Annotated in this window: 11 protein-coding genes; 9 read left to right on the top strand and 2 right to left on the bottom strand. The window is 50.5% G+C overall.

Going from position 1 to position 13855, the window contains the following annotated elements:
- Positions 1-8 precede the first annotated feature (8 nt).
- From nrdR to ACYVSB_RS07715, 4 genes are read left to right on the top strand one after another with little or no spacing between them, the layout of a single operon-like run.
- Positions 9-524 (top strand): transcriptional regulator NrdR, encoded by a 516-nt coding sequence (nrdR, locus tag ACYVSB_RS07730; RefSeq protein WP_461219010.1) that lies wholly within the window; start codon positions 9-11, stop codon positions 522-524.
- A complete protein-coding gene (locus tag ACYVSB_RS07725) occupies positions 505-1971 on the top strand; it encodes a replication initiation and membrane attachment family protein (protein ID WP_461219009.1) in 1467 nt (488 codons plus the stop codon). The genes nrdR and ACYVSB_RS07725 overlap by 20 nt, the downstream gene beginning before the upstream one ends.
- Complete coding sequence (gene dnaI, locus ACYVSB_RS07720) at positions 1958-2896, top strand: primosomal protein DnaI (protein ID WP_461219008.1); 939 nt, start codon at positions 1958-1960, stop codon at positions 2894-2896. The genes ACYVSB_RS07725 and dnaI overlap by 14 nt, the downstream gene beginning before the upstream one ends.
- Before the next feature lie 17 nt (positions 2897-2913).
- A complete protein-coding gene (locus tag ACYVSB_RS07715) occupies positions 2914-3168 on the top strand; it encodes a hypothetical protein (RefSeq protein WP_461219007.1) in 255 nt (84 codons plus the stop codon).
- Between the two features lie 16 nt (positions 3169-3184).
- Here the strand turns inward: ACYVSB_RS07715 and ACYVSB_RS07710 are convergent, their stop codons facing one another.
- On the bottom strand, positions 3185-5950 hold the full coding sequence (locus ACYVSB_RS07710; protein ID WP_461219006.1) for a Cna B-type domain-containing protein: 2766 nt from the start codon (positions 5948-5950) through the stop codon (positions 3185-3187).
- A gap of 217 nt (positions 5951-6167) precedes the next feature.
- A complete protein-coding gene (locus ACYVSB_RS07705) occupies positions 6168-6983 on the bottom strand; it encodes a Cof-type HAD-IIB family hydrolase (RefSeq protein WP_461219005.1) in 816 nt (271 codons plus the stop codon).
- A 411-nt stretch (positions 6984-7394) separates the two neighbouring features.
- On the opposite strand from ACYVSB_RS07705, the gene ACYVSB_RS07700 reads away from it, so the two are divergent.
- The 5 genes from ACYVSB_RS07700 (at position 7395) to thrS (ending at position 13417) form a co-directional block, all read left to right on the top strand.
- A complete protein-coding gene (locus ACYVSB_RS07700) occupies positions 7395-8252 on the top strand; it encodes a helix-turn-helix domain-containing protein (RefSeq protein WP_461219004.1) in 858 nt (285 codons plus the stop codon).
- A gap of 167 nt (positions 8253-8419) precedes the next feature.
- Entirely contained in the window at positions 8420-9043 is a 624-nt protein-coding gene (locus ACYVSB_RS07695) for a sugar O-acetyltransferase (RefSeq protein WP_461219003.1), read from the top strand.
- A gap of 44 nt (positions 9044-9087) precedes the next feature.
- Complete coding sequence (locus ACYVSB_RS07690) at positions 9088-10275, top strand: MFS transporter (RefSeq protein ID WP_461219002.1); 1188 nt, start codon at positions 9088-9090, stop codon at positions 10273-10275.
- Positions 10276-10354: 79 nt separating this feature from the next.
- Positions 10355-10969, top strand: coding sequence for a sugar O-acetyltransferase (locus ACYVSB_RS07685; protein WP_461219001.1), 615 nt, complete (start codon positions 10355-10357; stop codon positions 10967-10969).
- A 468-nt stretch (positions 10970-11437) separates the two neighbouring features.
- Entirely contained in the window at positions 11438-13417 is a 1980-nt protein-coding gene (thrS, locus tag ACYVSB_RS07680; protein WP_461219000.1) for a threonine--tRNA ligase, read from the top strand.
- The last annotated feature ends 438 nt before the right edge of the window (positions 13418-13855 follow it).

The following is a 13855-nucleotide window of genomic DNA, read 5'->3' as shown; positions in this document are numbered from 1 at the left end:
GTCAAATTATGCAATGTCCACGTTGCCATCACAATTCCCTGAAGGTCGTTGATAGTCGACCAGCTGATGAAGGACGCGCGATTCGTCGCCGCCGGGAATGCGAAAATTGCGGCTATCGGTTTACAACTTTTGAACGGATCGAACAAACACCATTACTGGTTATCAAGAAGAATGGCACTCGGGAGGAATTCAACCGAGAGAAGATCATGCGCGGACTGGTTCGTGCGGCTGAGAAGCGGCCCATTTCCATGGATCAAATGACCGCCGTGGTGGACAAGGTCGAGCGAGATATTCGTCAAAGTGGCGAAGGTGAGATTCACTCGGAGGATATTGGCGAATTGGTCATGAAATATTTGGCCAAGCTCGACGATGTGGCCTATATTCGCTTTGCCAGTGTTTATCGGCAATTTAAAGACATGAATGTTTTCATGCAAGAGGTCCAGGAACTGATTGCCAAGGAGAACCGTTCGCTGAAGCACGACGCGGGCCAAGCAGGTCAGGGAGATGACCATAGTAATGGTTGAGCCAATCCAACTTGATCCAGCCAGTGGCTATTTCTTGGTTCGCGGGGGGATTCTAACGGATCTCGATCAACGGGTGCTGGCCCAGCTGTATCAGCCGTTACTGAATCCCAACGCCTTTACACTCTACCAGGCGCTTTGGGCCCAAGTTGACGATCAGGCGTTGCGCTCACGGCGGTCGTCTCATTTCACATTACTGGAATTAATGGGGATCAATCCACAGGAATTCATGCAGGCGCGGCGCCAACTGGAGGCAGTCGGTTTGGTCCGCAGTTTTCAAACGACCGATCAAATCGGGGATTATGCCCTTTATTTCTTATACCCACCATTAGCGCCTGCAGACTTCTTCCACGAAGAGATCCTCGCAACTTTTCTACTAGAAAAAGTGTCCCGAAAACGCTACATGAGCTTGGTCGCCGCCTTCGCCTTACCGCAAGTTGACTTATCCAAGTCGCAAGAAACCACGGCGGGTTTTTTGGACGTGTTTAATTTGCCTAGTAGCGCCTTATTAACACCACCAGAGGAAGTGCGTCAAGGGGTGCAAGCGTTGCGCGTCAAGGGGCCAACGCAAATGATCAGTGAGATCAGTCCGGCGCAGTTGGCGACGTTTGACTGGGAGACCTTGATTGCCTTAGTGGGGCAAAAACAGATCAAGCGAAATGAGATCATGGATCATCAAAGTGAGATTTTTGGGTTGCATGAATTTTATGAGTTTAGTTTGACGGATATTGCTCGTCTGATCAGTAAGAGCTTGGATCAGGCCACTAATCAGATCGATTTCCGAGTTTTGGAGGAGCGGGCGCTGACCCTTTATGATCAACTCAACCCTGAAGAACCGTCGACCACGGCCACACCCACAACCGGTACGGCGGTGACCACACCGCCGTCAACTGCGGTGGTCGCGCCTGCAGCGCGGGCGCAAGCGTTTAGTCAGGCGGATCAAGATCTGCTGCAAGCGGCCAAGTCGTTAAGTCTGTTGCCTTTTACTCGGTGGGTCAAGAAGCAATTGGGGTCGAAACTCTATGTGGGTAATCGGGAGAAGTTCAATTTAAAGACACTGCAACAGCGGCATATTTTCTCTGCGGATACCTTGAATTTATTGGTTTGGGTTTGCTTACAGGAGAACCCAACCGTGACTGTGGCGCCACTGGATCGGATCGCTCAGGACTGGGTGGCGCAGAAAATCACCACCCCTGAGGCTGGACTGACGTATTATCATCAACGGCAAGATGGCACGGCGCCAACGAAATCAAACCAACGTCGCTCGGCAAAGAGTCAAGGGGTTGTGCCAAGCTGGTTGCGTGATGGTGACGCGGCGGCGCCGGCAAAGGCGGTTCCCGATAGCGCGACCAAGGCGCCAACTGGACCAGTAGATGATCAGCTTCAACAGAATTTAGCATGGCTCAAACAAAAGCGGCAACAGCGAGGTGACGAACATGCACAGTCTTAATGAATATTTGGATAAGTTTTTGAAAGAGAAGAAGTTGGATCAGAGCTATCAAGCTTTGATGACCACGGCCTTGCACGATCCTGATGTGCAGGCCTTCTTAAGCGCTCATCAGGCAGTCATCACCACAGCAGAATTAGAAAAATCGGCTTCGGCAATCTATGAGTTTTACCAGGTGAAAACCAATCAAGATCCCAATAGTGCCTTATCCCAGGCGGGTTATGAGCCGTATTTGTTGCTCAATAACGGGTTGATTGAAGTCGCCTATCGACCAACGGCGCAGTTGGCGGCGGCCCGTTCGGCTCAAGCACGGCGGGAGCGGGTCACGATGGTCAACTTGCCCCATGATCTGCGCGCCGCCGATCTGATGACCTACCAGCAATCGGCTGGGCGCAAGGATGCAATCAACGCGGCGCTGCGGATGTTACAGGAGTTGAGTCAGCCAGGGCCGCATCCCTTTGCCAAAGGTTTGTATTTGACCGGTCCTTTCGGGATCGGCAAAACCTACTTAATGGGAGCGGTGGCCAATGAGTTGGCCAAACAAGGTATCGCCACAACTTTGGTTCATTTCCCGACTTTTGCCACCCAAATCAAGCAGGCAATCGGTGAAGGTCAAGTTTGGCCGCAGATCCAAAAAATCCAAAGCGCGCCAGTCTTGATTCTGGATGATATTGGTGCGGATAGTAATGGACCGTGGGTTCGTGATGAGGTGTTGGGCGTTATTTTGCAGTACCGGATGCAAGAACGGTTGACCACCTGCTTCACCTCGAACTTAGCGATGGCCGAGCTGGAAACATTCCTGGCGGACACGCGGCAAAAGACGGACGTACTCAAAGCCAAACGGTTGATGGAGCGGATTCGCTTCTTAGCGGTCGAGTTACCGATGCAAGGGCCCAATTTGCGACAAACCGGTGGCATCGCGCCTTAGTCGGATTGCGAGGAGAGTTGCTTGATCAGAAACTTGAATCAAGTGCTTTAAACAATAAATTGCACCAGAAATTAAGGCCGAATCTTTCAGCCGCCTATTTCTGGGTGCCAAGATTCCATCGGAAAATAGCGAACGGCCCTCCAGTCATTGATTTGGCTGGAGAGCCGTTCGCTATTTGCCGTTTGCCGCTGTTTGCTGGTGACGGTATTTTTGCTGGCAGCAGCGGCGTAGGTGCGGCGGTTGGGTGGAACTTAGCCGCACCTGGGAACTAAAGTTGTCTAGCTGTGATCAGTTCCGGCGGCGATGTTTCAAGGCGTCCAAACTAAGACCGGCTAGTGTCAGAATCAAGCAGGTACCACCGAGAACTGCCATGAAGTTGGTTGAGTGCTCGTCATTTTGCGGTAAGCGATTTTGATTTTTTGACGTGGACTGATCTTTCGTTTCTTTCTGAGCGGCGCTTTGACCCGGTTGTTTGGGCTTGGTGGTGGCGTTCAAGGTGTCAATCAAATTGATTTCTTGCAATTGGCCATCCTCCGTTAGTGGCAGTTGGTCATAGCTCGCGCTGTAACCCTTTGGCACAACTTCTTTGACTGTATAATTGATTTCCTTTCCTTGCTCATTATATTTCGGCAACGCTAGCCACAAGCCGACCCAATTTTGATTGGCGCTAAGTGTTTTAGGAGCGCCAAGAGCCTGGTCGTTCGCATAAAGTTGGACCTTGATGCTGGTGGGGCGTTGACCGGTTTGATTTTGCTGGTCATTCCAAAATTTACGAAGGCGCAAGTTGATGAACGCAGTACCTTGCTCGCCAAGTTCAGGATCGGCAGTGTTGATCAGGTTATGGCCGTCTTGGGTAACCGTATAACCATCGGGGGTTGCCTCAGTGACGCGATAGTTGATTTCTTGCCCGTTCTCGGAGAATTTTGGTAAATCGTTAAAGAAATATTCCCAGTTGGTCTGTGCGTCGACAACTTTGCTGGCGACAAATTGCCAAACTGGTTCACCGTCCGCACCTGTTTCCCAAGCCCGTTCCAAGGTCACGGTGATATTGTTTGGCCGGTTGCCGTAAATGTTATCTTGATCATGCCAAACCTTCGCCCCAAACACGTTGGTCGTGTCCGGGTCGTTCAAATCTAAGTGGTTGGTCAAGTTGAAACCGTTGATCTCAGTGCTGTAATCAGCAAGGTCATCTTCAGTCACAAAATAATGGATCTTGATGCCTTGGTCATATTTAGGCAGGTCATTGAATTGTTTTTGCCAATGATTGGTTGCTGTCAATTCGAAGTCGGCGACCTTCTCAATGCCGTTGTTGCCATGACGCCAGAGATGGGCAGTAATCGCGTTGGGCCGCTGAGATGAATTGGCGGCATCGTCCCAAATTTTCTTGATTTCAATGGCAGTTACTGCTGGAGTGTGCTGATTGATCAGGTCATCATCACAAACGGTCGTCGTGTAGCCAGGAATTTTCTCTTCGGAGACGGAATAGATCCAGGGGCGACCCTGTTGATCGTGGGTTGGCAGATCGGCGAATTCATAATGCCAAGCGCCACTTGCGGTCACGATTTTCTGGGTGACCAGTTCCTTGACACCGTTCTGATGTTGACGCCAGAGGAAAACGGTCAGATAGGTTGGGCGCAAACCATCTTGATCATTTTGATCCTCCCAGACCTTGTTTCCACTGACATTGATTTGATCAGGATCATTATCCTGCACCTCATTGACAACGGTGACCGTTGCCGGCGTGTTCGTCGAAGCATCCCCTTGAAAATCCCAGCGGTGCGTCTCGCCGGATTTGACATTGACGAGATCAGCAATCAGACTGCCATCAATATTCTGATGAGCAGTGATCTCGGCTTGTGGCGCGAGCATGGTCCCTTGGAATGGGGCTTGCACACCAATCTTTGTGCCATTGGCGTCTACGAAATTCCAGAGAATTTTGGCATCACTGAAGTCTTCGGTTTCATGATTGAGCCGGTCGGCGCCGTCAATGACTAATTTAATCTGGGACCGAATGTCCAAAGTCGCCTGATTCCCCACATGAACATTGATCACTAGGGGGCCGCCAGTGCGTGATAACCCCTTGACCGTTAATGGACGATCCAGCTCCAGTTCACTGGCGTTCAAGTTATAAAAGTGGTATGCCTGACTGCCACTGTTGCTGGGATCGACTGCGACAAAATGGCGATCGGGATCCAATTCGTAACCAGCCGGCGCCTGTGTTTCAATGAAATAGTAAAGCCCAGCTTGGGCAACGCTGACTCGAATCTGGCCATTCTCATCGGTGGTCAGCCCGGTGACCTGTGGCTTGGTGGCACCGTTACGATAAAGACTGAAAACCGCCTTGGCCAGTGGTCGCCCGGCTTGATCCTTCTTGGTCAATACAATCTGCTCATCATTAACGCTAGGGGTGATGGTGATGACGCGATTATTCTCGTTGCTGTTGTCATAATGAACATCCGTGGAATTTTGCGCCTGTCCCCAAGTGTTAGATCGAATCAGATCATCTGCCAATTCTGTTTTTATATTCAGATATTGCTGTTGATCTTTATCTTGGTAAACCTCATCTTCTTGTAAATGGTCTAGTTTGTTCTGATTGACCGAAATCGCATTCTGATCGCTGGCGCTGGCCAATTCAATCTCAGTATCCTCGCCAAAAACAGCTTTGTTGCGCGCCATATCCGAACTGACGAATGCCGAAGAACTGATTTTGTGCACATCCTGGAAGTAGTAAATATCCTTAACCAAGCTACCATCGATCACATTGGTGCCGAAGTTGGTTTCGCTGAACAGCTCGTCCGTGGCGATATTGCCGTTGGTGTGCGCGCCAGTGATCGCCTCGTTGGAAAAAATATGAAAGAACTGCGCTGCCTTTAAGGGGGCTGTCTTAGCCTCGGGCACATCGGCGTAGAAACTGCCGCCATTGGGAACATCATCATTGACGGCCGCCTGTGCCGCCAACCCACTGCCCAGACCGCCACTTCCACATAGCGTGGCCGTGGTTAAAATAGTCAAGGCGATGATTCGCCCAGTTCGTTGCCAAATTTTCTTGAACATAAACACACCCTCACTCCATCAATAATTTATTCGGTTGATTTGCCCCTTAACCGAACTGCTATAACAATTAAATTATAGCTCACAATTGAAAAAATAAAAGTCGTTTGTGAAAGTTATTGGAATTAAAAACGCTGTCAGCAGCGCTGACAGCGTTAGTTGTCTCCCTTGATTGGGTCGGTTAGGTACCAAGAAGGGGCCGTAACGAACTTGAATGGCACTAATCGATGAGACCGAATTTTTGAAAGGCGTGGGCGATGCCATCCTGGTCGTTGCTGGTCGTGACAAAATCAGCTTGCGCTTTGACACTTTCCGCGCCATTGGCCATCGCCACCGCTGTTCCGGCCGCGGCAAACATGGCCAAGTCGTTTTGTTCGTCACCGATCGCCACGATCGCGCCGGTAGGGAGCTTCAGTAACCGCGCTAATTCAGTGATCGCGTGCCCTTTATTGACAATCGGATTCATCAATTCTAGGAAATTTCGACCAGCGCGAACAACGTAAAGTTCTGGGGCAAAGCGCTGGCGAACCGCTGCCTCGATTTGATCCAACTGTTCTGGCTCACCAACAAACAGGCCTTTGGCAATCGAAAAGTCAGTCGGCAAGTCATCAGGTTGCCGAATCAAGAGTCCGGCGTGATTTTCCCAGGCCTGCACAACGGTGACCCAACTCACATCGTGGTTGGCCGTGTAAATAATGCCGTCTTCATCAAGCACGTTGAAAGGCACTTGGTGATCTTGAGCGAAGGCGGTGAGTGCGCGATAATGTTGGTTGGCGACTAAATGGCGCGCTAAAACTCGACCAGCGACCGTTTCAATCGCGGCGCCGTTGAAGGTGACCACATATTCATCATCGCCGCTCAAGCCAAGCTCGTCGAGGAAATGACGCGTGCCGGCCAGTGGTCGTCCGGTACACAGGACAATTTTGACTCCCTTGGCTTGTGCTTGACGCACGGCCGCGATCGTGTTGGGGAGGATCTGACCAGCACTGTTCAACAGCGTGTCATCGATATCGATTGCTACTAATTTGATGTTCATTTGAAAACTCCTCTCTATTCCTTTACTTAAGTTGAAATTCCGTTGGTCAATCGGGCCATTAATTCCTGGCGCCCCGCTCACGGTTGAGGTGAGGCTGTTTTTGAAGAGGGTGGCGCTTGCGCTGATGGTTCTGGCGGCGACCCGCACCTACGCCTAGCCAATCTCTAGGTCGGCTGGTGACAGGAGGTTTGAATGTCTTCAGCATACCATTTTTAGTTAGGGGGAAGGTCCTATTTTAGGCAGGAAGAGGGGACAATTCTGGGTAGATTGTGTTGCCGTGGCCTCCTCTGAAGATTGCTTTGCTGTGGAGCCAAGCCGGTGATGTGCTATGATATAAGTAGTCTTTAGGGCGAGTCATTCGCAGAAAGAAATAGGTGCGCCAGGCGGTCCTGACGCACTTTGAGGGAAAACATGATCCAGCATGAAACTGTGCAACTTTGGCCACGACTGCCATTTAAATTCTATGAACATGATCCCTTGACCAGCATTGGCGTTTCGCCCCACTGGCATCAAGGAATCGAATTGAATTATTTAGTGGCTGGTCCGACTCTGAAATTTGAAACCGATGGTACAACACGACATCACCAACCCGGTGCGATCTGGGCTGTTGACCGCCGTGTTGTCCATAGTGCGAGCGGCGCGCCTTCACCTCATTGGGATGAATTTGGGTTGATCATTGACGACCAGTTCTTATTGACGCAATTACCGGAAAGCGCCGATTGGTCCTTGCGTTTATTTGGCGCCCCCAGCCAAGCGACGCATCCAGAAGCTTATGCCCAACTGGCTTTGCACTTAAATCAGATCCGTGACCTGTTGCATCAAGAGTTTACGGATGTGGCGCGGCTATTGATTCTTAGTCATTTTTATCATGTGCTGGCGCTTTTGGCGGATAATTTCACCGAACTGGCGCCGAGTTCACCGCCGATCCAGCCCAACGCGCCCTTGGTCGATCAAGTGATCAACTATTTGGATCGAAATTATGGTGAAACAATCAGTAGCGCGGAAGTGGCCCACCGGTTTCACGTTTCGCAAACGACGTTGAATCAACAATTCAACGCCAATGTTCAGATGTCACTGAATCGATATTTGCGGCTGGTGCGGCTTTTGAACGCCCGCAAGTTATTGCTAGAAACCGATGATAAAATCGACTACATCGCCCAACGCTGTGGATTTGGCAATCGAAAAAATCTAAATCGTAATTTCCAAACGTGGAAGGGGACCACACCAAGCGCTTATCGGCAGGCCTATGCCCGGTATCATCGGCAGTGAGCTTAGCGGTGTCCTGCTAGCCAAGCGCGGATCTGCGCAGAATATGATTGGTGGTCCAATCAAGCTCAGCCGTTAGAATTGTGGCTGGTTTCTTTCGGAATTGTCCCCTCTGCGCCATGAAAACATGGTAAACTACCTCCTGTATCCACTTACAGGAGGTTTTTCTTATGACATCAGAACGAACGGAAATGTTGGCGGGACGGTTGTATTATTCCCCCGATCCTGAATTGGTCGCTTTGCGCAAACAGGCCAAGCAACAAGTCTATCAATATAATCAAACGGCGCCGGATCAAGGCGAACGTCGGTCTGAAATTTTGGCGGAATTGATCGATTGTCCCAGTCAGGATGCGTATTTCGAAGTACCCATGCGAATGGATTATGGTCACAATGTTCATGTGGGTCGCAATTTCTATGCTAATTATGACGCGATTCTTCTTGATGTGGCGCCGATTACGATTGGCGACAACGTGATGTTAGCGCCACGGGTCTCACTGTACACCGCCGGGCATCCGGTGGTCGCTAGCGTCCGAAATACGGATCTCGAGTACGGCCATCCCATTACAATTGGTGACAATGTTTGGTTAGGCGGCAACGTGGTCGTTTGTCCAGGGGTGACGATCGGTAGTAATGTCGTAGTGGGCGCTGGCGCGGTGGTGACCAAGGACTTGCCAGATAACGTGGTTGCCGCTGGTGTGCCTGCCCGGGTCATTCGTCCGATCACCGCCGCCGATGAGGCCTATTGGCAAGGCGAGCAGGCACAATGGCGCGAACATTTAACTTCTAAAGGCTAGTTAAAGGACCTGGTTGTATGGCAAGTGGCAGAAATGAGGTCAGCATGACAAAACAAGCAACGAACATCCAAGCGGGCGGCCGTCTGGTCACGATTTTAAGTATCTCGGCTGTGGGTGGGCTGGCCTTGGCCGTCACCAGCGTGATTCCGAAATGGGCGCAGGCGTTTCCCCAGATGCCTTTAGCCGCGATCGAATTATTAGTGACCTTGGCCAATCTAGGCGCGTTGATCACGTTATTATTCAATCCGTGGTTAACGCGTCGCTGGGGGAGTAAGCGGGTCATTTTCGCGGGGTTGCTCTTGGGCGCTGGCGCCGGGTGCTTACCTGTTTGGCTGCGGTCGTATGGCGCAATTGCCGTGAGTCGCTTCTTCTTGGGCCTAGGTCTAGGACTATATGCGCCTCATGGCATCAGCCTGATCGTTCATCATTATCAGGGCGCCCAGCAAACGCGTCTCTTAGGGTATCAAACCGGCATCGGTGCCCTGGGGAGTACCATGATCATGTTGCTGGTGGGCGCGCTTGCGTCGCGAAATTGGCGTTGGGTCTTCTGGATCCACGGACTGTTGTTACTTGTGGCCCTCGCGGTGGGCCGTTTCTTGCCGACCGATCGGCCTCAATCGGTGGCATCAGAGGTTCGAGTGCCTTTACCACGTTCCGCTGGGTGGCTGATTTTACTGACTTTTTGGACGTATTTAGTTATTTGGGGCGTTCAATTGAAATTGCCCAGTTTCTTCAGTGAAAAAGGATTCGGTGGCGCCCAAGTGACCAGCTTGACGCTGGCGTTGATGAATCTGGGCGGTTTCGCCGCTGGTATGCTTTTCGGGCGGAGTTATCGCCTTTGGGGGCGACACGTGTTGACCGCTGGCTACATGACCGCGGCCGTGGCGGTTTTCGGGCTGTTGCTCGCGCCTAATCAGGGGTTGGCGATCATGGCGGCGGTCGGCTTCAATTTCGCTTATTCCTTTACCGGACCGTACTTGGTGGTGCGTAGCCAACAAGGATTAGCGCCAAATCAAGTGGAAGAAATGAGCAGCTATTTGACCATCGTGACCATTGTCAGCGCCTTTCTCGCGCCGATCTGGTGGAACCTTTTGGGTGAGATCGGCTGGGGCCCCTTGACGCAAAACGTGCTGGTTTGGGTGATCGCTCTGTTATTATTGTTGGCGCTGATTGTCGCGCTGGTGCAGTCGCATCTGCGCCGGATCAAGCGCGGGAATCAGCCGCGAACATGAGCGACTTTCCGCACAGTTAATCAATGACGAGCTTTGAGCGATGAATGATTTTATCAAAAATAAAGGATGACTTTTACTAATGAATGTCTTCAATAAAATGCACCAAGGCGATCTTTATCATCCGGATGATCAACAGGTCGCGGCGATCCAACAACGTTGTTTGGAGAAGTTGTATGATTACAATCAGACACGACCTAGCGCTGGACCAGAACGGCAACGCTTATTGCAGGAGATGTTCGCTGAGATCGGCTTGGGTTGTTATGTGGAACCACCATTGCATGCCAATTTCGGTGGGCATCATGTTCATTTCGGTCGCGGCGTTTACGCCAATTTCAACTTGACCTTGGTCGATGATACCCATATTTATGTTGGCGACTGGACGATGATCGGTCCCAATGTCACGTTGGCCACAGCTGGCCATCCAATTCTTCCTGAGTTGCGTCAACAAGGTTATCAGTATAATTTGCCGATCCACATCGGGCGCAACTGTTGGCTTGGTGCCGGTGTGATCGTGTTGCCGGGCGTGACCATCGGCGATAACGTGGTGATCGGCGCTGGGAGCGTGGTCACTAAAGACCTCCCAGATAATGTTGTTGCTTTTGGAAATCCGTGCCGGGTTGTGCGCCCAGTCAACGAACATGATCGCGAATTTTACATCCGGGAACGGAGGATTGATCCTAAGTTGTTGGGGTAGTGCTTCGGGAACTGCTCGGGGCGGTTTGAAACGTGCTCAGAAGCTACCCGGGCTGGCTCGCACTCTGATATTTGAAACGTGCTGCGCGCAACTGACTTCTGTGCTTAGCTACGCTCTTGTTCCGGAAGCAAAGTTCAGCTTCCAAAACAAGAGCTAGGCTAATGCTCGAAGTCAACCCGTTGCGCTCCGCACTCTAATTTCTACTTGCTCTTTTCTTTTTTTTGTGGTTTAATAACGCTTGAAGATACCACAATGACGATTGAACTTGTGCAGAGAGAGTAGCCTTGGCTGTGAGCTTCTCCGGTTCGGTGATTGCGACCGCTTCGATTATTTTGGGTGATTCCGTTATTGATCATCATGAGTGGATCTATGTCCAAAATTCGGGTGGAACCGCGTTAATCCAATAACGTCCCTAGTAATCAATCGATTACTGGGGTTTTTTTGTGGCAAAAACAAGGAGGAACTATCATGGCAGAAATCACGTTAACTTTCCCAGATCAAAGTCAGCGTCAATATGAAGCTGGCAGCACCACGCTTGATGTTGCGAAAAGCATTGCAAGTAGTTTGGCTAAAAAGGCCGTTGCTGGTGAGGTCAACGGGACGATCGTTGATTTGGAGCAACCGCTGAAGCAAGCCGGTCAATTTCGGATTTTGACCAGCGACGATCCTGAAGGCTTGCAAGTTTTGCGGCACACTGCGGCGTTTGTTTTAGGCGCGGCTTTGAAACAGTTGCACGGCGATGTTCATTTCGGTGAGCACCAAAGCAATGAAGATGGTTTCTATTTAGATACGGATCGGGCCGCGGGACAGGTTGCCATCAACGAATTACCAGCAATCAAAAAGGCGATGCAAAAAGTGATCTCCGCTAATCAACCGATCGAACGGAAATTAGTGGATAAAGCTGAACTGTTGGCAGAATTCAAGGATGATCCTTATCAGACATCATTATTGAATGCGATTGACGCGGTGCAAATCAACGTTTATCGGTTGGGCGACTACCTGAGTTTTGGCGATCATGCTTTGCTGAAGAGCTTGGCACCACTGAAGCATTTTGAATTGTTGTCTGTTGCCGGTGCTTATTGGCAAGGTAAGTCCAGCAATCCCATGTTACAACGGATCTACGGGACGGCTTTCTTCAAGGCGGCTGATCTTGACGGCGATTTGAAGCGACGGGCAGAAATCAAGGAACGGGATCACCGGACGATCGGCCGTGATCTGGATATTTTCTTCGTTGACCCTGAAGTTGGCGCTGGCTTACCTTACTGGATGCCTAATGGCGCGACGATTCGCCGCGTGATCGAACGCTACATCATTGATAAAGAAGTTGCCAATGGCTATGAACATGTTTATACGCCCGTTTTGGCCAACTTGAATCTGTATAAAACTTCTGGTCACTGGGATCATTATCGCGAAGACATGTTCCCACCAATGGATATGGGTGATGGCGAATTTTTGGAATTGCGGCCAATGAACTGCCCATCCCACATCCAGATTTACAACCACCACAACCGTTCTTATCGGGAATTACCGATTCGGATCGCCGAATTAGGGATGATGCACCGTTATGAGAAATCCGGGGCGTTATCCGGTTTACAACGGGTGCGGGAAATGACTTTGAATGATGGTCACACTTTCTTGGCGCAAGATCAGATCAAAGATGAGTTCAAGAGCGTTTTGAAAATGATGATGGAAGTTTACGATGATTTCAACATCACCGATTACACCTTCCGTTTAAGCTATCGGGATCCGGCCAATACCGAGAAATATTTCGATGATGATGCGATGTGGAACAGCGCTCAGGCGATGTTGAAGGGCGCTTGCGACGAATTAGGCTTGGATTATTATGAAGCCGAAGGTGAAGCAGCCTTCTATGGTCCTAAGCTGGACGTTCAAACCAAGACAGCACTTGGTGGTGAAGAGACCATGTCCACGATCCAATTAGACTTCATGTTACCTGAGAAATTTGATTTGAAGTATACTGGCGCGGATGGGCAAGAGCACCGTCCTGTCATGATGCACCGGGGCATCGTTGGTACCATGGAACGCTTCATCGCGTACTTGATGGAAATTTACAAGGGCGCGTTCCCAACCTGGTTAGCGCCGACACAAGTTGAGGTTATCCCCGTAAACTTGGATCTGCACACTGATTACGCCAAGGATATCCAAAAACAATTGGCGGCCGCCGGTGTCCGGGTCAAACTCGACTTGCGTAACGAGAAGATGGGCTACAAGATTCGTGAAGCGCAAACCCAGAAGATTCCTTATACCCTCGTTGTAGGGGATGAGGAACTCAAGGCCCAATCCGTTTCCGTCCGGCGTTATGGTGAAAAAGACGCCGCTGACGAACCAATCAAGATTTTCCGCGATAGCATTTTGGATGATATTCATAATTATAGTCGAACAGGTTCTGGCAAAGTCAACGCTGAGATCGAAAACAAGCTGGACTAAGCAACCTGACGGCAGGAGAGAATGGAGTCACCTTTTGGCTCAAAGAGAATGACCATGACAAAACCGCCGCATGTGGCGGTTTTGTTGTCCTTCTGTCTTGCTTATGCTAGGCGTTGGACAGAATTGATCCTAGTTGCAATCGAGGCGCGGTGTTGAAACGTGCTCCACACAACTGACTTCTGCGCTTAACTACGCCAGGCTTCCGGAGGCAAAGCCCAGCCTCCAAAATCCTGGCTAGGTTAATGCTCAAAGTCAACCCGTTGTGTTCCGCACTCTGGGGTTGAAACGTGTTCGCCGACCTGGAGCCCCACTACATCTGCCAACCACCAACACCAGTGCGCAGTGTAAGTCGCGGTCAAACTACAGTTGGCGTTCTAATCCCGCTTCAATTCTATGAACGTTCAGCGAAACTCACAGTCAAACGAATCCAAAAAAACT

This window comes from Lapidilactobacillus salsurivasis, assembly GCF_054785215.1.
This window is presented reverse-complemented; position numbering and strand designations above follow the sequence as displayed.

What these genes read in the sequence shown, in the direction of transcription:
- ACYVSB_RS07725 (WP_461219009.1), top strand. Translation starts at nt 505, where the DNA reads ATGACCATAGTAATGGTTGAGCCAATCCAACTTGATCCAGCCAGTGGC.
- ACYVSB_RS07695 (WP_461219003.1), top strand. Translation starts at nt 8,420, where the DNA reads ATGACATCAGAACGAACGGAAATGTTGGCGGGACGGTTGTATTATTCC.
- thrS (WP_461219000.1), top strand. Translation starts at nt 11,438, where the DNA reads ATGGCAGAAATCACGTTAACTTTCCCAGATCAAAGTCAGCGTCAATAT.
- ACYVSB_RS07710 (WP_461219006.1), bottom strand. Translation starts at nt 5,950, where the DNA reads ATGTTCAAGAAAATTTGGCAACGAACTGGGCGAATCATCGCCTTGACT.
- ACYVSB_RS07690 (WP_461219002.1), top strand. Translation starts at nt 9,088, where the DNA reads ATGACAAAACAAGCAACGAACATCCAAGCGGGCGGCCGTCTGGTCACG.
- dnaI (WP_461219008.1), top strand. Translation starts at nt 1,958, where the DNA reads ATGCACAGTCTTAATGAATATTTGGATAAGTTTTTGAAAGAGAAGAAG.
- ACYVSB_RS07705 (WP_461219005.1), bottom strand. Translation starts at nt 6,983, where the DNA reads ATGAACATCAAATTAGTAGCAATCGATATCGATGACACGCTGTTGAAC.
- ACYVSB_RS07700 (WP_461219004.1), top strand. Translation starts at nt 7,395, where the DNA reads ATGATCCAGCATGAAACTGTGCAACTTTGGCCACGACTGCCATTTAAA.
- nrdR (WP_461219010.1), top strand. Translation starts at nt 9, where the DNA reads ATGCAATGTCCACGTTGCCATCACAATTCCCTGAAGGTCGTTGATAGT.
- ACYVSB_RS07685 (WP_461219001.1), top strand. Translation starts at nt 10,355, where the DNA reads ATGAATGTCTTCAATAAAATGCACCAAGGCGATCTTTATCATCCGGAT.